The following is a 19,895-nucleotide window of genomic DNA, read 5'->3' on the forward strand; positions in this document are numbered from 1 at the left end:
AGCGAACAGGGTGCCGATTGGCACCCTGTTCAGCTTCTGACATCAAGTTGCGGATCAGAACGCCGGCTGAGGAACGTACTCGTCTTCCTCTTCTAGCCCGTACCTGCGCAGCAGGTTCGGCAGGCTCTGCGAGAACGCGGACCGCGGCATCACCGTGTCGCATCCCGCTTCGATCGCCTTCAGCTTCAGATCGCCCTGAAGGTGATTGAGGAAGCCGATGATCGACGTAGCCTTCTTGAACTTCGTCTTGAACTTCGGAATCAGCGTCATGGGTTTCGCGTTCAGATTGTTCAGATCGAAGACGAGCAGTGTCGGAGGCTCCGTAGCGTCCGTAATCCGCGAGACGGTGTCCTTCTCGCCCTTCACGAACTCCACCTTCACGCCCAGCTTTTTCGCCGTCTCCTGGATCTTCGCCTGGAAGAACAGGTCGTCGATGAAGCAGAAGATGCGCGTAGGAGCATCAGCCCGCACCGCAACGCTCGGCGAACCGACGTTCACGTCGTAGTAGTTCGAGCTGTGGTGCCCGTTTCCTGAAGTCGGAATCGTCGAAGGAGGCGCATCTGCAACATTGCCGTTCGCAGCACGATAACTGTGGTCCATCGGCCCCACAAACATCCGCGGACCCTTCTGCCTGTCCTTGCGCCGGCCCTGATGTTGAGGAACAATGCTGTTCCCGGGCTGCGGCTGAGGCTGCTGCGGTCCGTTCTTCTGCTGAAAGAACTTTTTCTTCTTCCGGTGTCGCCCAGAGCCTTGCTTCTGCTGCTGGCCCCCCTGCTGCTGCTGAGCCTGCATCTGCGGCTGCGCCTGCTGCACCGGCGGGCTCTGCTGCCCCTGGCCCTGCTGCGGCTGCTGTCCGCCCGGCTGGTTCGACTTGTTTTTGCGGCGACGCCGGCGGCGCCGGTGTCCTTGCGACTGTCCCTGCCCATTGGCCGGGACTGGCCCCATTTCTGGTTGAGGCGCTGTCGGTTCTGTTGTCATGCGTGCACTTCCTGGCACTCTGCTCTGTATTGCCCTTGCTACTCTGGGTCAGCAACTTCGATTCCGGGGTGCTGAACTGCCCTCACTCCGCCACATCGTCTCCTGAATACGGAGTCGATTCGGCTGCAAGCTCTAGTTTTCTGAAAGCCGCATACGTTGACGGGAACCGAAGTCTCGGCGCACTTGTTCGCGAATCGCAATTCCCAGGACGATTGAACGGCGGGTGTGTACCTTTCCTGCCCAGCGCACGACGTCGATTTCTTTTTGCTCCCTCGGCAAACATCTGCCGTCAGGATCCCCGCAAAGAACAACGCCTATTAATCTGATGCACCTTCAGGGCCAAACATCCAAATCGAAATACTCAGGTCTCAACCCAGCCGGAACCTGCCTCGACATGCTTCTGCAACCAAAGTCGGTACGTTCTCGTCGGCGTTTCCCTGGGTATTGCCTGTCCTATAGACGCTCCGGACTCCCGTCAAAATGGACGCTTCAGCGGTCCGAAGATATCTTTTGTCAGCGGCGAGCCTTCTCTGCCCGATTATGGGTGGATCGCATCAGCCGCCTGATAGGCAAGTTTGATAGTACAGGCTCCCAGGGAACCGCGCAAGTAGCACAACCGGCTCGCGTCTGTTACGAGCCCAATCCACGGTAATGTGAGCAGCTTCAGACTTTACCTGGGCCGAGTCCAGCCCAAACGCACGAAACGCCACTTCTTCGAGTGGCGTTTCGTGTCCCTGCGCTGGTCACTGGCCTCCCAGCAAGTGCGGCCGGTGGTTTCTCCACCGCGCCTTATCCAGGCTCCCCAGCCGGTCTGCCGCTTCTTTGGCGGTTGCTCTTGCCGGGTGCCTGCTCTTTTGCGGTCTGGCCGGATATTCTCCAGCAGCCGGTACATCACTGGCACTCTCTAAATAGCAATCGCTGTGCCGTTCGCCCTTACCTTTGCTTTCAACATCTTGCGAGCTGCATGAGGTGCGATCCGTTTCGATTCTGGTACGCGAAGCTGTTTCAACTTCAAAAAACAATAGATCGTCAGTGTTGACAGCGCGCGCAGTAGTGCGTGCTGCGTCCCGCTACTACGATCCGCTTAACCTCGCTCCCGCAATTGCGGCATGGCTCGCCAGCCCTCTGATACACGTTGTGTTCGAGCTGGAAGAAGCCCTTCATGCCTTCCGCATCGACATAGTCCGAGACGGAAGATCCTCCAAGTCGAATCGCATGGTCCAGCACTTCCTTCAGAGCCTTCCGAAGCCGCTCCAGCTCCGCACGCGTCAGCTTTCCTGCTCTCCTTCGCGGGCGGATTCCGGCACGGAACAGGCTCTCGTCCGCGTAGATGTTCCCCACACCCGCCAGTAGGGTCTGGTTCAACAGGGCCGCCTTGATGGCCAGCTTTCTGCCGCGAAACAGCTTCGCGAACTCTTCACCATCAATGGTCAGCGGCTCTCTGCCTGGGCCGCCGAACTCGTCGCCCTTCTCGAGATCGCGGAACTCCAGGCGCCCGAACCGTCTTGGATCCACAAACCTCAGCTCGCGCCCGCTCTCCAGTCGCAACCGCGCGTGGGTGTGTTTCGCAACCTCAGCTTCCGGTGTCGTTACGAGCAGCCGCCCGGTCATTCCCAGGTGAACGATCCACTGAGCTGCGATCTCGGCAGAGCCTGCCGCTCGCCTGATATCGCCTTGCACTCCGAGTTCTAGAACAATGTGCTTCCCGGTGCGGTGGACCGACTCGATCCTTCGCTCAACAAGCCCCTTGACCTGTCTCGCTGGCGGGTTCTTGAATGGTTCGCGATGCGACCCAAACCACGCCTCTACGATGCGGTCGCCCTTTACACGTTCATTCACGCCGCGCGCAATCGTCTCTACCTCGGGCAGCTCAGGCATGTCTTCATTTTAAGATCGCGGAACATTCCTTCGAAATGACGACGCTCTGAGCGTTGCGACCAGCTATTGGTTCAGCGCCGCTCGCCTGGCTCTCGGATGCGGCTCGCCTCGAAGCTCACGATCTTCCAGACGCCATGCGGATCGCGCACGTACACCCTTGTATAGCGATAGGCCCCCGACATGTCTCCCTCAGGACCCGTCCCCTTGACCTCAGCTCGGGATGTCACCAGCGCGGTAGTACCGTAAAGCCTGATTTTACGATCCGAAACCTCGAGCGAGCTGAACTTCATCGCTCCCGATCGAAGTGCCGCCAGCGCCTGCTCTTTCGACTGCAGAATTCCGGTGGGCGTGATCGCCATGTAGTCATCTGCGAGCAAGCCGTCCATCGCGGAGATGTTCCCATGCAGGATCGCGTTCCGCCAGGCCTCTTCGAGCCGCTCGATTTGGTGCCGGCCTTCGTGCTTCTCAGCCCGTGGCATCGCCCAGAGGGATCCGGTCGCAGCGAACACGGTAACCATCAGACCTACAAAGACAGGCCACCTCTTGAATACAGACGACGTTCCCTGGAGTGTTCGCATAGGCGATAGGGATAGTAGCGGGGACACATCTGCAGGGTCAATGCGAGAAATCACGCAGGCCTCCGGTCAACAATCCGCAAGTCACTGGTCTGCCATGACTGATGGATTGCCCGTCGAAGGTTGGACTGTATCTTTTGCAACCGGGTTTGTCGCCGCCGGTGAACTTCGTTTCAATCCAGCGCAGCGAGGTCTTCGCGGCTTCGCTCCAGCATCTTCTGGTAGAGCCCCGCGACCGCGAACTTCTTGAAGTGCGCCGACTGCCTGTGTGCCTCTTCCGCTTTCCCGTCTTCGTACTGCTCGTAGATAAGCACCGTGCACGGATCGCCCTGCACCCAGTGCGGAATGTAGCTCACGCAGCCGGGTTCCTGCCGTGAAGCCGTCGTCAGTGCGCGCAAAATTTCTGCAATCTCTGCCCGGTCTTCCTGGGCGAATTTCATCCGGACCGTAAAGCTGATCATGGGGAGCAGTTCCTCAGTATCCCGAATCGTTCTAAGCCTGGATTTCGTTCAGCGCCGCGGCAAACTCAGGAAGGACCATCGTCTGATCGCGGTCGGGCCCCGTCGATACCATGCCGATTTTCGCGCCGCTCTCACGCTCCTGGAAGCGCAGGTACTCCTGTGCGGCTTTCGGCAGCTTATCAAATTCTGTAATTCCCTCTGTGGAAGCGTGCCAGCCTTTCAGCTTTGTGTACACCGGCTTCACGCGCTCCAGCCCCTGCACATCCGCCGGAATCTCATCGCTAACTTTGCCGTCCACCTGGTATCCCACGCAGATCGGAATCTCATCGAGTTCGTCCAGCACGTCCATCTTCGTCACAACCAACCATTCCGCACCGTTCACCTGGTTGGAGTAGCGAAGCAGCGGGATATCCAACCATCCGCAACGTCGCGGCCTTCCCGTCACAGCTCCGTACTCATTTCCGCGAGCGCGCAACTGATCACCAACGGCCTCATGGATCTCGGTGGGGAACGGCCCCTCACCTACGCGCGTCACATACGCCTTGGTCACTGAAATTACCGTGCCGATCGCCGTCGGGCCCACTCCGGTTCCGGTCGCTGCTCCGCCCGCGGTCGCGGACGACGAAGTCACAAAGGGATACGTCCCGTGATCGATGTCCAACATCGTCCCCTGGGCGCCTTCGAACATCACCGAGCCGCCCTTGGCGATGATCTCGTTCAGCATCCTTCCCGTATCGGCGACAAATGGCCGAATCTCTTCCGCCGCAGCCGCATACTCCTCGTACATCTTCTCCGGCTCCAGAGGATCGGTCCCGAACAACGCATGCGCGATCGCATTCTTCTCGCTGCAGGCGGCATTGATGTGCGTCTTCAGCAGCTCCGGCCTCAGCAGATCAACGATGCGCAGTCCGCTCCGTGCCATTTTGTCTTCATATGCCGGCCCGATCCCGCGGCTGGTGGTTCCGATCCGCTGGCGCCCCGGCGCGCTCTCCGCGGCCAGTTCGATCATCCGGTGGTAGGGCAGGATCACCTGCGCACGATTCGATACGAACAGCTGTGCATCCACGTCGATGCCCATGGCGCGCAGCTTTCCGACTTCCTTTAGGAAGGCGATTGGATCCAGCACCACGCCGTTCCCGATCACACCCTTGCAACCCGGCCGTAGCACTCCGCAGGGAATGAGCTGAAGTACAAACTTCTGTTCGCCGTGGATTACGGTGTGTCCCGCATTGTGTCCGCCGGCGTACCGCGCTACCGCGCTGAACCGCTCGCTCAGCACATCAACAATCTTTCCCTTGCCTTCGTCGCCCCACTGGGCGCCCAGAACCACTGCCGTCTTAGCTCGCATCAAACCGCCTGCTTCCTTCCAAAATCACACAAATACCCGCCGCAGCCTGCCACGGCTACGCGCGGGCGAAAAGGTGGCGCAAACACGTTGCGCCACGAACGATTTTAAACCCTGGTTCCAAAGCGAGCTGTGAAGACTCGTTCTCTATTGCGAATCGCCGCGAGTTACTTCCCGCTCATCTCCTGCTGGTGCTCCAGCATCGGTGCGGTCACCTGCTGGTATCCTGCCGGCACCTCGAAGTGCGAGGGATCGACCGGACCCGAAGAGAAATTTGAAGTCGTCGTCTGCATCTCCATCAGGATCGCTGTCGTCGGCTGCGCCCCCGCCTGAGCCGCATTCTCATCCGGCGGCGGCGTGTCCTTCTTCTTTTTCCCGAACCCGCCGAATCCTCCCAGCTTGCTCGAGATCATTGAACTCATCCCCGCCTTCGCAATCTCACCTTTGCTCGGACCAGGGGCTTCCGCTGGCAGAGGTGCCTCTGACGCCGCCGGTAACGGCTGCCCGTTAGCTGTCGTTCCCATACGCATCACCTGCATCACCGGGACGCCATCCAGCTTCTGCATCTCCTTCACCATGTCGCCCATGGCTTGATTCGCTCCAGGCTGCTGCGCCAGCATCCGGCTCATGTCCCGCCCAAACCCAACCGTCGCGTCGCCCATCTTCAGCGCGAATTTCTTGTAGAACTCCCGCACCTGCTCGTATCCCGGAACGGACGGCACCATCCACATATCATTCGTGATTGCCAGATTTCCTGACTGCTGCTTCTGCGTGTTGGTGGCAGTCATCGCCATCGTCAGGATGGCCTCACTGCTGTTAAGGCCGCTCACATCCTTTGTGGCTCCGGTCTTCCGTACTTTCACATCGAAGCTCATCTGCACATTCTGCGCATCCGGACTCTGCGCCGTCTGCTGTGACTGCTGTTTAGCTTGCTCCTGCTGCATCCGCTCGCGTGCATTCTCGATGGCCTGCTTCATCTGGTCGAAAGTCATCACCGACCATGTCTTCTTCTCAACGTCGACTTGTGTGATCGTCTCCTTGTCCAAGTCGATGATCTGTATCTGGGTTGGTGAAACGTCCGCAAGTTGGTTGCCCTTGAGATAGATCGTAGAAGTCACAGGATCGCCCATATGACGCGCCTGCGAGCTGAAAACCCCGACAGTCTTCATCATCTTCAACAGCGATCCCCCGGTGATCTGAGTAGTCTGCTGATACGTGTAATCACCGGCATACAGTACGGTAGGCAAGAAAAAGACGAACAACAACGAAGCACGCTTCAAGAGCGGGAACATGATTATCCTCCGATTCGAATTACGGCAGAAAAGAGCAGCCGAGGGCGCAGGGAGTGTAGCCCGAAGGATTGTGAGAGTCAATGCAATTGCGTTTCACAAAATCGGGCGAACAACGAACGGACCCCTCACATTCCAAGATTATGGTGTGCTCCGTCACTCTTCGGGAACTCCTGCGCCTCCGCTCGCGTAGCTCACAACATCATGCTGAACGACCTAAAGTTCGCCGTCCGCCAACTCGCCAAATCGCCTGGGTTCTTTTTCACCGCGCTCCTCACCCTAGCCCTCGGCATCGGTGCCAATGCGGTCGTCTTCAGCGTCCTGAATGCGCTCGTCCTGCGTCCCGTCAACGTTCCGCACGCAGAAAACCTCTACACCGTCCAGCGCTTCCGATTCCCCTCGCAGTCCTACCTCGACTACATCGACCTGCGCGATCGCAACCGCACCTTCTCCAGCCTGATTGCCTGCCAGATCACCGGCCCGGTCGGCATCGATACCGGCAAGAATCCCTCCACCGCCTGGCCCTATCTCGTCACCGGCAACTATTTCGACGCCCTCGAAATCCAGCCCTTTATGGGCCGCTTCTTCCACGCTTCTGAAGAAAAAGGAAAGAACAGCATGCCCTTCGTGGTTCTGAGCTACGCCTACTGGCATAGCCACTTCCACGACGACAAAAGCGTCATCGGACGCTCCGTCGAAATCAACAAGCACCCGTTCACCATCATCGGCGTTGCCCCACAGTCCTTCCGCGGCACAGAACTCTTCTTCGCGCCCGCATTCTGGATTCCCCTTCTCGATCAACCCCTCATTCAGGGCAGCGACTCGCTTCAATACCGCGGCGATCACTCCCCGTGGGTCGTAGGCCGCCTCAAGCCCGGTGTCACTCCCGCTCAGGCCACCGAAGACCTCAACTCCATCGGTGCCTGGCTCGCCAAGACCTACCCCCGTGACGACGACGGCATCAAGTTCTCGCTTGCCAAGCCCGGTCTGGTCGGCGATTTTCTCGGCGGACCCGCACGCGCCTTCATGGCCGGAGTCATGCTCCTCGCCGGCCTCATCCTGCTCGCCGCCTGCGCCAATCTCGGCAGCCTCTTCGCCGCACGAGCAGCCGATCGCGCCAAGGAAGTCGCTCTCCGCCTGGCTCTCGGCTCCAAGCGAGCCCTGATCCTGCGCCAGATGCTCACCGAAGCCGTCCTGCTCTCCGTTCTGGGTGGTATCCTCGGCCTCGCCGGAGGCGTTGTAATCCTCCGCGGCCTCAGCGCATGGCAGCCCATCCCGGACGTTCCCATCAACGTCCCTGTCAATCCTGACATCCGCACCTATTCGGTTGCGCTTCTGCTTTCTCTCCTCAGCGGACTCATCTTCGGCATCGTCCCGGTCCGCCAGATCATGCGCTCCGACCCATGGCAGATGATCCGCACCGGCATGAGTTCCACCACGGGATTGAAGCGCTTTACGCTCCGCGACGTATTGCTCGTCATCCAGATTGCTATCTGCGCCGTTCTCGTCACATCTTCCCTGGTCGCCGTACGTGGTCTGATTCGCTCGTTGAACAGCAGCTTCGGTTTCCACCCGCAGAACGTTGTCCTCGTCTCAAGCGATCTGCGCATGGCCGGATACAACGACGATCGTGCTGCTCAGATGGAGCAACGACTGCTCGAAAGCGTCGGCAACATCCCCGGGGTCTCAAACGTCGGCTTCATCGACAATCTCCCTCTCAGCCTTGGCGGCGGCGACTCCTACGTCTACACCGATGCCACCACCGACTTCCGGCCCACCAACTATGCCGCCGACGCGATGAACTACCGCATCTCCCCCGGCTACCTCGAAGCCGCCGGCACACGCCTCATCGCGGGCCGCAATCTGACGCTCGCTGACGATAAGAAAGCTCCGAGAGTTGCCGTCATCAACCATCAGTTCGCCATGAAGGTCTTCGGCTCCGTCGATAAAGCCATTGGCGGCCACTTCAAATACTGGGGGAGCGAACGCGCCGAAGTCGTCGGTGTCGTTGAGGACGGCAAATACCGCAGTCTCACCGAAGATCAGATGCCCGCCATGTTCTTCTCGTTCCTCCAGCATCCTCAAGGCAGTACATGGCTCGTCGTGCGCTCGCAACGGGACCCCTCCGAAATCACTGCCGCGCTCGAACGAACCATTCGCAGCATCGATTCAGGACTACCTTTTACCATCACTACTTGGAATCAGGAGATGAACTCGGCCCTATTCCCAGCGCGAGTGGCTAGCGTTGCTTTAGGCGTACTCGGAATTCTCGGAGCAATGCTCGCCATCACCGGCATCTTCGGCATGGCGTCCTACGTCGTCAGCAAGCGCCTCCGCGAACTCGGCATTCGCGTCGCACTCGGAGCAAGCCAGCGTCAGATCTTAGGCGCTTCTCTCGGCCGCGCATTCCGGCTGCTGGCCATCGGCTCCGTTGCTGGTGTCGCTCTCGGTGTACTCGGGGCGCGAGTTCTCGCCTTCATCGTCTACCAGGCAACACCCAAAGATCCGTTGGTGCTTTTCGGCGTGACCGCAACGATGCTGGTGCTGGGGATGCTCGCATCATGGATCCCCGCGCGCCGCGCACTCGCGGTGGACCCGCTTGTTCTCTTGCGAGACGAATAACACAAGAAGCCTTTGAGCAGAGCCCAGGTGTCCTATCTCTCCCATGATGGTATGGGAGACCGCAGTCTGCCCGTTCCCCTACGTCCTACGCCGACTTGCGCTTCGCCGACTTGGCCGGGGCCTTCACAATTCCGATTCCCTTCGCCGGCGGCTCCTTGACGCTCTTCACCGGCTTCTTCGCAGCCGCGGGGGCTGGACGCGCCTCGCTTCCGATACTCTTGCGCAGCGCATCCATCAGGTTCACCACATTGCTCGGCCGCTGCTTCGGACCCTCGTCGATCGGCACCGGCATATTGTTCACCTTCGCCTCCACCAGCGCCTTCACCGCGGTTTCATAGCTGTCTTCGAATTTGTCCATCTCCAGCTTCGATGACATCCGCTCAACCAGCATCTCCGCAAGCTGCAGCGAATCCGCCGGAATCGGCGGCTGCTTGATGTCCTTGAAATAGTCTTCCTGTTTTCGCAACTCGTACGCATACCGCAGCGTGTATCCCATCATCCCCGGGCTGTCTTTGCCCACTGGCACCAGCGCAAACACATGCTCGCGGCCTGAGAACGCCACCTTGCCGATCGCCGCCTTGCCGGTATCCACGAGTGCCTGCCGCACCACGTTGAACGCCTCGGCCGACATGTCATTGTCGGGAATCACGTAGTACGGCTTCTCTACAAACATCGGGCTCAGTTCCGCCACATCCACAAACTGCCCCACCGCGATTGTGTGCTTAGAGGGGACCCGGAGATTCTCCAGTTCGCTGGACTCAACGATCACATACTGGCCTTTGCGATACTCGTACCCCTTTACGATCTCATCGCTCTCCACAGCCGTAGTCGCCTCGCGGCTTTCGGCTGCGCTTTCCAGTACCTTCTGGTGGCGAATCCGTTCGCCCGTACGACGGCTGATCTGGTGAAAGCTGATCTGGCTTTTGCTTTCGGTCGCAACGTAAAGACTCACGCCGAACGACACGAGCGAAATCTGAACGTTGCCTGACCAATAAGGACGTGCCATGGGGACCTCCGAAACTGTGCGGAGAAAACGCGCAACGGCGCAAAGATCCGCAGACTCAGGAGTCTAGCGCAATTCGTCAACGTCGGAGAAGTGCTTATCTGATAAACACTTGCCCTTCGTCTTCTCTTCGCCTGGCGTTGGATTCCGCACTGGATCGGATGCGTTTGAGTGCGTATTTGAAGAAGTATGCGTCCTACATCCGCCTGAGCAGATGGACAGCCGACCACCCGACAGTGACTCCGATCGAGCGCACCAACGTCGGCCACACCGGCATGAAAAGCGAAAACCCCACAGCCGTAAACGTCCACAGAAACAGCGCCCATGTAATCGTGTTCCGCGGATCGGCGTAGCTCTTCTTCAGCTTCGAAAGTATCCGGCTCTGCTGCTCATCCATTGCCCTCTCCTCTTCTACGAGTACCTGCCTGGGAGATTCCTGAAACCAAACCATTCAAACCCAAAGGTGCAGTCTGGGGATAGGTACAAAGTAATCTCCGCCGCGGGCGGCTTAAATACTGCTTCCGTGAAACTCCGCACCCAAAAGCGTCATTCAAATTTCCCCTGAGATCCTGTTAACCGCATTGCCTCCTCGTTCGTTGTCTGGTCAGAAGCCCACAAAGCTCTTCGTTCGAGGATTCAAAATGCCCAATAAACTCAGCCTCCACCGGGTTCTCTCCGCAGCGGTCATTGGTGCCTCTCTGCTTACCTGTGCGAGCGCCGCTCAGCAGCGCCCCGCCACGCCCGCAAAGGAACCGGCGCCAGCCGTCGCCCCAATGCCTAACGACGGCGACGTCCGCTCCACGCAGACCGAACTCATCCGTCTCCTCCGCCTGAGCCCCACACTCACAACCGTTGTTTCGCACGACCCGTCGCTCCTCTCCAACCAGGAGTACGTCGCGCGCAATAACCCCCAGCTCGCCGCCTTCCTCGCCGCTCACCCCGAGGTCGCCCGGAACCCCGAGTTCTACCTCTTCTCGCACCTCAAGCACGAAGACGGGCAGCCCGACGAAGCTCTTGAGAAAGCAGTCTGGCCCGACGTCTACCGGGCCCAAAATCCACCTTCCTCTTTCGATCGCGTTTGGAGTGATGTTGTCCCTCTCCTCGCCTTTGCGTGCGGACTGGTCGCCATCATTCTCCTTGCTCGCATGTTCATCGAAAATCGCCGTTGGAGCCGCATCTTCAAAATGCAGAGTGACGTGCACGGGCGCCTCATCGAGCGCTTCACCACCAACCAGGAGCTCGCTTCCTACATGCAGACCGAAGCGGGCCGCAAGTTCCTCGAAGCCGCGCCGCTTCCCATCGCTTTCGAGCAGCACCAGCGCGTTCCCAGCGCCATCGCCCGCATTCTCACGCCACTGCAGACCGGCATCATCATGGTCCTGCTCGGCATCGGCCTGCTCCTCCTCCGTCACACCGAGCCGGAAATGAACACACCGATGCTCTTCTTCGGAACCGTCGTTCTCATGCCCGGAATCGGGTTTATCATCTCCGCAGGCGTCTCCTGGTTCCTTGCTGCACGTCTTGGCCTCGTGCCCAGCGACAGCAGACAAGAGTCGTCACTGAACGCTGCATACCGGGACCGGTAGTGATCCCCGGTGCCTACGCCGAAACCGAGAAAGCAAAGACCGATGTCCTGGGAGTCGATCATTCCGAACGTGCTGGCGGGCGAATCGCAATCGCTCGCCGGCACTGCGCCCGCCGCGGCGATGGATAACGAGCAGTTCGCCGCCTTCTACGCGCGTTCGGCTCGCTCCCTGTGGGCCTATCTCGCCCGCGTCAGCCGCGACCCCGGCCTGGCTGACGACCTCACGCAAGAGGCTTACGTCCGCTTCCTCTGCGCCGACCGTCCGCAGGATGGCGAAGTCGCCGCTCGCCGCTACCTCTTCAAAATCGCAACTAATCTGTTGCGCGATCACTGGCGTCGTCCCCAATCGTCTTCCATCGACGAAATTCCCGAAGCGGTTTTCGCGGCTACGGCTTCTGAAGACCATTCCGAATCAGTCGCGATGCTTGGCCTCGCGATGGCTCAGATGCGTCCACGCGACCGCCAGCTACTCTGGCTCGCCTACGCGGAGGGCTACTCGCACCACGAGATCGCCCAGATCACCGGCCTCGCCTCCGCCAGCATCCGCCTGCTCCTCTTCCGCGCTCGCCGAAAAATGGCCCGCTTGCTTCGGGATGGAGGCGAAGCATGAGCCCATTCACCTGCCCTCGTGAGCGCGAGCTTTCCACTCTCCTCCATAGCGGCCACTGGCCCCGCGCCTGCCCCGATGATTTACACACACACGTGGCATCCTGCCGCAATTGCTCTGACCTCGTTTTGGTCACCGGGGCGTTGCAAGCTGCTCGCCGCCACACCGTCGAACTCCCACGGCTCGAGCCCGCCGGCGCGATCTGGTGGCGCGCCCAACTCCGCCGCAGGAATGCCGCAATCGAAAAAGTCGGTCGGCCCATTCTCGGCGCTCAAATATTCGCAGTCGCCATGGCGCTGGTTGTCGTCGCTGCAATCGCGATCTCGCAGTTCGGCAACTGGAGCGTCTGGTTCTCCGATCTGCCAGGTACCTTTCACCTCACAGCGCTGATCCCTTCATCGATGTCTGAGAACAGCACACTCTGGATCATCGTGCCGGTAATCACCACGATCGCTCTGTTGAGCGGCATCCTCGCGTATTTCGCTTCAGAGAAACAATAAGTCGCCTTCACATTTCTAGCCCGGTTCTCGTTTGGGGACATAGGGCGCCTGTCCTATTCGGTTGAGAACCTCTTCGTTCCCACTCTTGGCGCAGAAACGAAACCGCACCGAGTATGCGGCCCCCGCTCTTGTTGCGTTGATCTGGAATTGGATCTCGGCAGCTACAATGGAGGCGATTCCGTGGGCTTAAGAGTAGGTGCTGTTCTGATTCTGTATATCGAGGAGGTTTCTCCATGAAGAAGTTGATTATGTGTGCGGCCATGATTCTGATGGCGGCTCCGCTTTTTGCTGCGAACGATGAGCGCGAAGCTGACCGCGTGAAGGAAGCGGGAACGGTTTTGAAGGAGATTCTGAACGTTCCGGATGACATTCCGCAGGATCTGCTGAACAAGGCGGAGTGTGTGGTGATTCTGCCTTCGGTGAAGAAAGCGGCGTTCGGGGTGGGCGGCAGCTACGGGCGTGGTGTGATGGTCTGCCGGGGAGGTGCGAAGTTCACTGGACGCTGGGGCGCTCCGGCGATGTATGCGCTCGAAGGGCTGAGCATCGGATTTCAGCTCGGCGGGCAGGCGACGGACTTTGTGTTGCTGGTGATGAATGTGAAGGGCGCGGAGTCACTGCTGTCGAGCAAGGTGAAGCTGGGTGCGGATGCATCAGCGGCGGCTGGGCCGAAGGGACGAACGGCAGAGGGCGCGACGGACATCGTGATGAATGCGGAGATCCTGTCGTACTCGAGGAACAAGGGACTGTTTGCCGGCGTGTCGCTGGAGGGTTCGACACTGCGGTCGGATGGTGGGGCGAACGAGAATCTGTACGGGAAGAAGCTGAGCGCGAAGGAGATTATTCGCGAGGGTCGGGTCGGGGTTCCGGCGAGTGCTCGGGAACTGGTGTCGCTGTTGAACAGCAAGTCGCCGGTTAACCGTTCGGATCCGCGGTCGTTGAAGTAGGGTTCCAGTGGTCAGTGGTGAATGATCCAGGTCTCCAACGGCGGGAGACCTGGGGCACCCAATCTGATGTTACGTTATTGGTGCTTGATGAATTTGCCGGTTTGGAGTTCGCGCATGGCGGTCTGCAGTTCGGCCTGGGTGTTCATGACGATTGGGCCGTACCACGCGACGGGCTCTTCGAGCGGCTTGCCGGAGACGAGCAGGAAGCGGATGCCTTCCGGGCCGGCCTGAACGGCGATCTCGTCGCCGCGGTCGAAGAGGACGAGCGAGTGGTTTTTCGCGTCGTACTTTGCCGGAGCGTTCGGGTCTACGGCCGACTCGGTGAGGACGGCTTGCGGATCGGAGGCATCGCGAAATGCGCCGCTGCCTGCGAATACGTAAGCGAAGGCGTTGCGCGTGACATCGACCTTAATGCGCCGAAATTTGTTCGGCGGCACCGAGATGTCGACGTAGTTGGGATCGGCCGCTACGCCTTCGACGGGACCGCGCTTGCCCCAGAATTCGCCGACAATGATGCGGGCCTTTGTACCGTCATCCTCGGTGACTTCGGGGATTTCAGCAGAAGGGATGTCCTGGTAGCGCGGGTCCGTCATCTTGAGCGAGGCGGGAAGGTTGGCCCAGAGCTGGAATCCGTGCATGCGGCCGCTGGCATCGCCTTTGGGCATCTCCTGGTGGAGAATGCCGCTGCCCGCAGTCATCCACTGGACGTCTCCCGCAGTCATGCGGCCTTTGTTGCCGAGGGAGTCGCCGTGGGCAACTTCGCCGGCGAGGACGTAGGTGATGGTCTCGATGCCGCGGTGCGGGTGCCAGGGGAATCCGGCGATGTAGTCGCGCGGGTTCTCATTGCGGAAATCGTCGAAGAGCAGGAAGGGATCGAATTCCTTGGTTTTGCCGAAACCGAAGGCGCGCTGGAGCTTAACTCCTGCTCCTTCAATGGTGGACTTGGTTTCGAGAATGTCTTTGACGGCACGAAGCGACATGGTGTACCTCCGAACGGGGTGTTTCTTAGCGTACAGGTAGTAGATGCGCGGAGGAGATATTCGTTGCAACAAGTAAATTTCGGGAGCAGGGACCAGAGGTCAGAGGTCAGTAATCAGTGAGGTGATGATTCGGGACTGACGGGTTGGTTCGCACCCTAAACGAGTGAGCGTAAAGGACGCAGACCCGGTCCCCAAACGCGAGGGACCGGGGGCACCGAAAGACGGTGAGGGAGCTTGTCTGGCCGCGGGGCTACCAGGCCAGGGTGGGTGGAAGGAACTCGGCGAAGAGGTCGTCGTAGTAGGGCTTGAGTTCGGCGACGTTGGGCTTCGTGTGGCCCTTGGAGTAGAGGTCGTACTGGTTGAACTTGAGGACCCACTGCATCATGGCACGGTCTTTGTCATTACAGAGGTGGTCGTATGCTCCGTGTTTGTGCCAGGGGTAGAAGGAGTGGAAGCGGAGCATGTAGAGAGCTTCGTCGCGGAGGTAGGGCTTCATGACTTCAGCGATGTAGCCGTCGTGGCCGAAGGACATGTGGACGTTCTCAAGGCCGCAGTTGGGCTCGTAGATGCCGTACTTGGTCTGGTACTCGGGGACGTTGCGGTCGGGATTGTTGGCGAAGTACTCGTGAAAGACGATGTCGGGGGACCAGGCGCAGCCGACGGGGAAGGTGTCTCCAACGACGCCCCATTGCGGCTCGCCGTAGAGGCAGAGGCATTTGCCGAGGTCGTGGAGGAAGCCGACGAGAACCATCCAGCGAGGATGGCCATCGCGACGGATGGCTTCTGATGTCTGGAGCAGGTGCTCGATCTGGGTGAGATCGGTGTCGGGGTCGCTGTCGTCGACGAGGGTGTTGAGGAACTCGGCGGCTTCCCAGATGGTCTTCTGGCCCTTCTGGAGCGAGAAGTACTGCTTCTCTTTGCCGAGGACGTAGTCGACGGTCTGGTGCTCGTGATTGAGGCGGTAGAACTCGGCTACGCCGGGGGTAGCCTTGGCGTCGTAGACGCGAAATTCTTCTTTGCTTTTGCCCTCTTTGTAGCGTCCGGCGAGAAATCCATCCCATTCTTCGAGGTCGTGAAGGGGCTTGTTGGGATCGGTGGGAGTGGTGCCATGGAGTGCGACGCTCATGAGGGCCTCCTAAGGATGTGGGAAAGAGGGCGGGTCAGCATACTGGCCCGGGTGAAGTTAACGCTAACACTGGGCCTGGCGGGGTGCAAGTTGCGGGGGTGTGAGCTACCGCCCGCTCGTCCCCTTGAGAAGGGGAGGGTGTAACGCGATGAAAAGGCTGACAGCAAAGGCGCATCTTTCTTTGGGCAGTCGCAATCAAACCGACGGAGCACAAGTTTGAAGATCCGGAGCGAAAGATAAATGCTAACTGCAAGCGAAGTGAACAAGATGAAATATGCCCAGCCGTCCGCGGATGGGGTTTTGCCGGTGTTCCTGGAGCGTTGGAGTCCGCGGGCTTTCGCGGATCGGGATGTGCCGGCGGCGGTTCTGAAGACCATATTTGAGGCTGGGCGCTGGGCTCCGTCTTCGTATAACGAGCAGCCGTGGCGGTTCTTTGTGGGACACCGGGGGTCGGAGACTTACAAGAAGATTCTGGACTCGCTGGTGCCTTTCAACCAGGAGTGGGCGAAGAGTGCGCCGGTGCTCATTATGGGCGTTGCAAAGACCCGGTTCAGCCATAATGACTCGCCGAACCACTATGCTCTGCATGACCTCGGGGCTGCCATGGCGCTGATCGCGGTGCAGGCGACGGCTTCCGGACTAGCTGCGCACCAGATGGGCGGGTTCGACCAGACGAAAGCTCGCGAGGCTTTCGCAATTCCAGAGGTGTACGCGATCGGATCTGTGATGGCGCTCGGGTATCACGGCGAGTTGTCAGATATGCCGGAAAGTTTCCAGGCGCAGGAGCAGGCGCCGCGGAGCCGGAAGGCTTTGAGTGAGATCGTGCTTGCAGAGATGGACCGGCCGGCGGATCTGGGCTAGCAGTGGGTCGCCTCTTGAGTTAATACCTTCGTGCAGTGTGGATCGGGGCTGCGCCCGTAGAGTGGAAGTCTGAGGTTTTGTCTTGCCTACAGCTGCCACATCTCGAAGGCGCGCGCCGACACGCCGCCCGCGTCACCGGTACAAGCCCATCAAGATGGGTAAGGCCCGGAGGATTGTGCAGGTATCGGCGGCGATTGTCGGTTTAATTGGCCTACTGGTGCTCTGGGCAGTTATTGCACGGCGTGTGGCCGCGATGGCGAATACGAGCCGGGAGCATTTCGACGTGATCGTGGTCCTTGGTTCTCCGGCTGATGAGGACGGAAACCCGACTCCAGAGCAACTGGCTAGGGTGACGGAGGGCGTGCGCGAGTACGACCGGGGCGTTGCGCCGAGGATCCTATTTACGGGTGGGGCGGCGAGAAATCACTTTGTCGAAGCAGACGTGATGGCGCGGGTGGCGGCGTCGCAGGGGATTCCTCCCTCAGCAATCTTCGTGGAGACCAAGGCGAAGGATACGATTCAGAATGCATGCTACTCGGCGAGATTGATGGGGAATCACGGGTGGCGTTCGGCGGAGGTAGTATCGAGCGCATATCACCTCCCGCGGGCGAGCATGATCTTCAGCCGCACCCCGTTGCAATGGCGGATGCACGCTGCCTCGGCGTGGGAAGCGGGGTCTGAGGGCACTCCGGGTTTTGAGATTCTGAAGACGATTCGGTACCTGGTGTACGCGAACTGGGCTGAGCGGTGTAATCCAGAGGATTAGCACTGAGGGATTCCCGCTCGCAGGTGCGATTTCGGAGCGTCTAACGCTGAGGCTCCGAAAATTGTCCGCGAAAGGTATGGTCCTGTAAGCTTTTGGTGATGCGTCTTCCAGTAAGGTTTTGTTTGTTTTTGGCGGTCCTCGCCGTGTGCCTGCCTGCCTCGATTGTGCGGGCACAGAGTGGTGTGCAGCGGCCCGCACAGAGCACCGCGTCGCAGACGACGGGCAACGGCACTTACATCGTGGTGGATCCGCTGGCGAATGTCCGGTACGACAACAAGTACGATGTATCGCTAGGGCTGGCATACGATCACATCAAAGCTGGTCCGAGCCTGCTGCAAGGGTCGAACCTGGGCGGACTGGATCTGTCGGGTTCGTACTGGTTCAGCAAGCATTGGGGTCTGGAAGGCAGCGGCCGGGCATACGTGGGCACGAGCGGAGCGGCGCCGAATTCGTTTAAAAACTTGAATGGGCAGAACGAGAGCATTCAGGGTCCTTTTGTGGCGCAGTATCTCTTTGTGGGCGGAGCGGAATGGCTGGGACCGCATAACAAGCACGGCGCGCTAATCGCGCATGCATTGTTTGGCGGAGCTTACGGGAAGTTCGAGCAGGATCTGCGCGGGCAGTCTCCGGCGCTGGTGGGGTTCTACAACGACCAGATTGCTCCCGCGGCGATCATCGGCGGGCATATGGATCTGAACCGGTCGCCGCGCTGGGTGTTTCGGATTACGCCTGATGCTGTGATTACGCGGTACGGGACCAACTACGGCTCGAAGGTCACGCAGACCGACGTGAATTTTGCTATCTCGGTGGGGGCGGAGTACCGGTTCAGGGCGAAGCGCCGCTAAACGACATGAGGAAGAATGAGAGCCGGGGCGCAAGAGCGTTCCGGCTCTTCTCCTTTTTTTGAGCTCATGCGAGATGGGTAAGCGTGAGATGTGCAGGTGTTTATCCGCGTATGGTATTCTTCGCCGTTCAGAGGGGATTCCCATGGAATTGCTCACTGAGACATGCCGTACCGGATAACGGCAAATACGAATCGCGCTGAGGAGTGCTCCGGGAAGACAACGCGACAAGGCAGGCTCATACGGACATGAAAGACACTTTGGGTGTTTTGCTTGCGGGCGGAGCCGGAGAGAGGCTCTTCCCGCTAACCCGTGACCGCGCCAAGCCGGCAGTTCCATTCGGCGGCCACTACCGGATTATCGACATCACGCTTTCGAACTGCATTAACTCCGGCTTACGACGCGTCTACATCATGACGCAGTACAAGGCACTTTCCCTGAACCGGCACATCCGCGAGGGGTGGACCGGTATCGTGGCGCAGGAACTAGGCGAGTTTTTTGAACTGTTATCGCCGATGCAGCGGACCGGCACGAACTGGTACATGGGGACGGCGGACGCCGTGTACCAGAACATCTACTCGATCGGCAGCGAGCAGCCAAAGCACATGATCATCCTGGGCGGCGACCATATCTACAAAATGGACTATAGCCGCATGCTCGAATACCACCGGGAGAAGAAGGCTGAGGTCACGCTGGCCACGATCCCAGTGGAGCCGGATGAGGTGGGACGGTTCGGTGTGGTGGATGTTGGGGAGTCGGGTGAGGTGCAGGGTTTCCTGGAAAAGCCCGCGAGCACGACGTTTCGATCGCCTTTCAATCCAGAGAAAGTCGAGGCGTCGATGGGGATCTACATCTTCAATACCGAGGTACTGCTGAAGGCGCTGATCGCCGATGCGGAGGATCCGAACTCGAAACACGACTTCGGGCACAACATTCTGCCGAACATGCTGGGCAAAAGGAAGATGATGGCGTACAGCTTCGTCGATGAGAACAAACAAACGGCGCTGTACTGGCGGGATGTGGGAACGCTGGACTCGTACTACGAAGCGAACATGGATCTGTGCTCGGTGACGCCGATCTTCAACCTATACGACAAGAGCTGGCCAATCCGAACGAGGGTCAGGCAGTATCCGCCGGCGAAGTTCGTTTTTGGAGAGCCGGGACGAACCGGCATGGCGATGAATTCAATCATCACGGCCGGCGTGATTATCTCGGGCGGCACGGTTTCGAACTCGGTTCTGTCGCAGGATGTGCGCGTGAACTCGTACACGGAGATCGACTCGAGCATTATCTTCTCGCACGTACAGATCGGGCGGCATTGCCGGATTCGTCGGGCGATAATCGATCGCGACGTGCATATTCCGGAGGGCACGGTGATCGGCTACGACCCGGTTGAGGATAAACGAAGATACTTCGTTACGCCTTCGGGGCTGACGATTGTGACCAGGGATGCGTCGCTGTTCGAGAATCCAGTTGAGCCGGAGTTCGGCAACAGTTATTGAAGCTGGACTGGATCGGATGTGGGGAAGCGGC

Annotated in this window: 19 protein-coding genes; 9 read left to right on the forward strand and 10 right to left on the reverse strand. The window is 59.3% G+C overall.

All coding sequences use genetic code 11. The annotated features are described in order from the left end of the window. Positions 1 to 54 precede the first annotated feature (54 nt). The 6 genes from DHV10_RS08785 to DHV10_RS08810 all read right to left on the reverse strand — a co-directional run bounded on the left by DHV10_RS08785 (position 55) and on the right by DHV10_RS08810 (position 6,529). Positions 55 to 978, reverse strand: coding sequence for a response regulator (locus tag DHV10_RS08785; RefSeq protein ID WP_109485980.1), 924 nt, complete (start codon positions 976 to 978; stop codon positions 55 to 57). Positions 979 to 2,007: 1,029 nt separating this feature from the next. Then, on the reverse strand, positions 2,008 to 2,856 hold the full coding sequence (mutM, locus tag DHV10_RS08790) for a bifunctional DNA-formamidopyrimidine glycosylase/DNA-(apurinic or apyrimidinic site) lyase (RefSeq protein ID WP_109485981.1): 849 nt from the start codon (positions 2,854 to 2,856) through the stop codon (positions 2,008 to 2,010). 71 nt (positions 2,857 to 2,927) lie between these two features. Beyond that, positions 2,928 to 3,374: a nuclear transport factor 2 family protein gene (locus tag DHV10_RS08795; protein ID WP_162601346.1), complete on the reverse strand. Its 447-nt coding sequence runs from the start codon at positions 3,372 to 3,374 to the stop codon at positions 2,928 to 2,930. Positions 3,375 to 3,604: 230 nt separating this feature from the next. Beyond that, positions 3,605 to 3,892 carry a putative quinol monooxygenase gene (locus tag DHV10_RS08800; RefSeq protein ID WP_109485983.1) on the reverse strand — a complete coding sequence of 96 codons (288 nt, stop codon included), beginning with the start codon at positions 3,890 to 3,892 and terminating at the stop codon, positions 3,605 to 3,607. Between the two features lie 31 nt (positions 3,893 to 3,923). Next, positions 3,924 to 5,240 (reverse strand): adenylosuccinate synthase, encoded by a 1,317-nt coding sequence (locus DHV10_RS08805; protein ID WP_109485984.1) that lies wholly within the window; start codon positions 5,238 to 5,240, stop codon positions 3,924 to 3,926. Between the two features lie 164 nt (positions 5,241 to 5,404). Next, positions 5,405 to 6,529, reverse strand: a complete 1,125-nt coding sequence (locus tag DHV10_RS08810) for a hypothetical protein (protein WP_109485985.1) — start codon at positions 6,527 to 6,529, stop codon at positions 5,405 to 5,407. Between the two features lie 201 nt (positions 6,530 to 6,730). Between DHV10_RS08810 and DHV10_RS08815 the strand changes: the two genes are divergently transcribed. Then, complete coding sequence (locus DHV10_RS08815; RefSeq protein WP_109485986.1) at positions 6,731 to 9,148, forward strand: ABC transporter permease; 2,418 nt, start codon at positions 6,731 to 6,733, stop codon at positions 9,146 to 9,148. Positions 9,149 to 9,233: 85 nt separating this feature from the next. Here DHV10_RS08815 and ku read toward each other — a convergent pair whose 3' ends face one another. Then, positions 9,234 to 10,154 (reverse strand): non-homologous end joining protein Ku, encoded by a 921-nt coding sequence (gene ku / locus DHV10_RS08820; protein WP_109485987.1) that lies wholly within the window; start codon positions 10,152 to 10,154, stop codon positions 9,234 to 9,236. Positions 10,155 to 10,347: 193 nt separating this feature from the next. Beyond that, positions 10,348 to 10,548 carry a hypothetical protein gene (locus tag DHV10_RS08825; RefSeq protein ID WP_109485988.1) on the reverse strand — a complete coding sequence of 67 codons (201 nt, stop codon included), beginning with the start codon at positions 10,546 to 10,548 and terminating at the stop codon, positions 10,348 to 10,350. A gap of 244 nt (positions 10,549 to 10,792) precedes the next feature. Between DHV10_RS08825 and DHV10_RS08830 the strand changes: the two genes are divergently transcribed. The 4 genes from DHV10_RS08830 (at position 10,793) to DHV10_RS08845 (ending at position 13,787) form a co-directional block, all read left to right on the forward strand. Further along, a complete protein-coding gene (locus DHV10_RS08830) occupies positions 10,793 to 11,737 on the forward strand; it encodes a hypothetical protein (protein ID WP_162601347.1) in 945 nt (314 codons plus the stop codon). A gap of 42 nt (positions 11,738 to 11,779) precedes the next feature. Further along, complete coding sequence (locus tag DHV10_RS08835) at positions 11,780 to 12,346, forward strand: RNA polymerase sigma factor (RefSeq protein ID WP_109485990.1); 567 nt, start codon at positions 11,780 to 11,782, stop codon at positions 12,344 to 12,346. Continuing rightward, the gene (locus DHV10_RS08840) at positions 12,343 to 12,843 is read left to right on the forward strand and encodes a hypothetical protein (protein ID WP_162601348.1); all 501 of its coding nucleotides are present in this window, start codon (positions 12,343 to 12,345) and stop codon (positions 12,841 to 12,843) included. Before DHV10_RS08835 ends, DHV10_RS08840 begins: the two co-directional genes overlap by 4 nt. A 233-nt stretch (positions 12,844 to 13,076) precedes the next feature. Continuing rightward, positions 13,077 to 13,787: a lipid-binding SYLF domain-containing protein gene (locus DHV10_RS08845; RefSeq protein WP_109485992.1), complete on the forward strand. Its 711-nt coding sequence runs from the start codon at positions 13,077 to 13,079 to the stop codon at positions 13,785 to 13,787. Between the two features lie 74 nt (positions 13,788 to 13,861). Here DHV10_RS08845 and DHV10_RS08850 read toward each other — a convergent pair whose 3' ends face one another. Together DHV10_RS08850 and DHV10_RS08855 are read right to left on the reverse strand one after the other, a co-directional pair. Further along, on the reverse strand, positions 13,862 to 14,767 hold the full coding sequence (locus tag DHV10_RS08850; protein ID WP_109485993.1) for a pirin family protein: 906 nt from the start codon (positions 14,765 to 14,767) through the stop codon (positions 13,862 to 13,864). Positions 14,768 to 15,017: 250 nt separating this feature from the next. Beyond that, entirely contained in the window at positions 15,018 to 15,893 is an 876-nt protein-coding gene (locus tag DHV10_RS08855) for an inositol oxygenase family protein (protein WP_109485994.1), read from the reverse strand. 267 nt (positions 15,894 to 16,160) lie between these two features. Here DHV10_RS08855 and DHV10_RS08860 point away from each other — a divergent pair, with 267 nt between their 5' ends. From DHV10_RS08860 to glgC, 4 genes are all read left to right on the forward strand, one after another. Beyond that, positions 16,161 to 16,754 (forward strand): nitroreductase family protein, encoded by a 594-nt coding sequence (locus DHV10_RS08860; protein WP_239461408.1) that lies wholly within the window; start codon positions 16,161 to 16,163, stop codon positions 16,752 to 16,754. Positions 16,755 to 16,836: 82 nt separating this feature from the next. Beyond that, a complete protein-coding gene (locus DHV10_RS08865) occupies positions 16,837 to 17,520 on the forward strand; it encodes a YdcF family protein (RefSeq protein ID WP_162601349.1) in 684 nt (227 codons plus the stop codon). Between the two features lie 122 nt (positions 17,521 to 17,642). Continuing rightward, positions 17,643 to 18,365 carry a hypothetical protein gene (locus DHV10_RS08870; protein WP_162601350.1) on the forward strand — a complete coding sequence of 241 codons (723 nt, stop codon included), beginning with the start codon at positions 17,643 to 17,645 and terminating at the stop codon, positions 18,363 to 18,365. Between the two features lie 203 nt (positions 18,366 to 18,568). After that, entirely contained in the window at positions 18,569 to 19,864 is a 1,296-nt protein-coding gene (gene glgC, locus DHV10_RS08875) for a glucose-1-phosphate adenylyltransferase (RefSeq protein ID WP_275425902.1), read from the forward strand. Positions 19,865 to 19,895: the final 31 nt, after the last annotated feature.

Source organism: Occallatibacter savannae (genome assembly GCF_003131205.1).
Taxonomy (GTDB): Bacteria; Acidobacteriota; Terriglobia; order Terriglobales; family Acidobacteriaceae; genus Telmatobacter; species Telmatobacter savannae.

Excerpts from the sequence above, each read along its gene's own strand:
- DHV10_RS08785 (WP_109485980.1), bottom strand. The coding sequence starts at position 978 with ATGACAACAGAACCGACAGCGCCTCAACCAGAAATGGGGCCAGTCCCG.
- mutM (WP_109485981.1), bottom strand. The coding sequence starts at position 2,856 with ATGCCTGAGCTGCCCGAGGTAGAGACGATTGCGCGCGGCGTGAATGAA.
- DHV10_RS08795 (WP_162601346.1), bottom strand. The coding sequence starts at position 3,374 with ATGGTTACCGTGTTCGCTGCGACCGGATCCCTCTGGGCGATGCCACGG.
- DHV10_RS08800 (WP_109485983.1), bottom strand. The coding sequence starts at position 3,892 with ATGATCAGCTTTACGGTCCGGATGAAATTCGCCCAGGAAGACCGGGCA.
- DHV10_RS08805 (WP_109485984.1), bottom strand. The coding sequence starts at position 5,240 with ATGCGAGCTAAGACGGCAGTGGTTCTGGGCGCCCAGTGGGGCGACGAA.
- DHV10_RS08810 (WP_109485985.1), bottom strand. The coding sequence starts at position 6,529 with ATGTTCCCGCTCTTGAAGCGTGCTTCGTTGTTGTTCGTCTTTTTCTTG.
- DHV10_RS08815 (WP_109485986.1), top strand. The coding sequence starts at position 6,731 with ATGCTGAACGACCTAAAGTTCGCCGTCCGCCAACTCGCCAAATCGCCT.
- ku (WP_109485987.1), bottom strand. The coding sequence starts at position 10,154 with ATGGCACGTCCTTATTGGTCAGGCAACGTTCAGATTTCGCTCGTGTCG.
- DHV10_RS08825 (WP_109485988.1), bottom strand. The coding sequence starts at position 10,548 with ATGGATGAGCAGCAGAGCCGGATACTTTCGAAGCTGAAGAAGAGCTAC.
- DHV10_RS08830 (WP_162601347.1), top strand. The coding sequence starts at position 10,793 with ATGCCCAATAAACTCAGCCTCCACCGGGTTCTCTCCGCAGCGGTCATT.
- DHV10_RS08835 (WP_109485990.1), top strand. The coding sequence starts at position 11,780 with ATGTCCTGGGAGTCGATCATTCCGAACGTGCTGGCGGGCGAATCGCAA.
- DHV10_RS08840 (WP_162601348.1), top strand. The coding sequence starts at position 12,343 with ATGAGCCCATTCACCTGCCCTCGTGAGCGCGAGCTTTCCACTCTCCTC.
- DHV10_RS08845 (WP_109485992.1), top strand. The coding sequence starts at position 13,077 with ATGAAGAAGTTGATTATGTGTGCGGCCATGATTCTGATGGCGGCTCCG.
- DHV10_RS08850 (WP_109485993.1), bottom strand. The coding sequence starts at position 14,767 with ATGTCGCTTCGTGCCGTCAAAGACATTCTCGAAACCAAGTCCACCATT.
- DHV10_RS08855 (WP_109485994.1), bottom strand. The coding sequence starts at position 15,893 with ATGAGCGTCGCACTCCATGGCACCACTCCCACCGATCCCAACAAGCCC.
- DHV10_RS08860 (WP_239461408.1), top strand. The coding sequence starts at position 16,161 with ATGAAATATGCCCAGCCGTCCGCGGATGGGGTTTTGCCGGTGTTCCTG.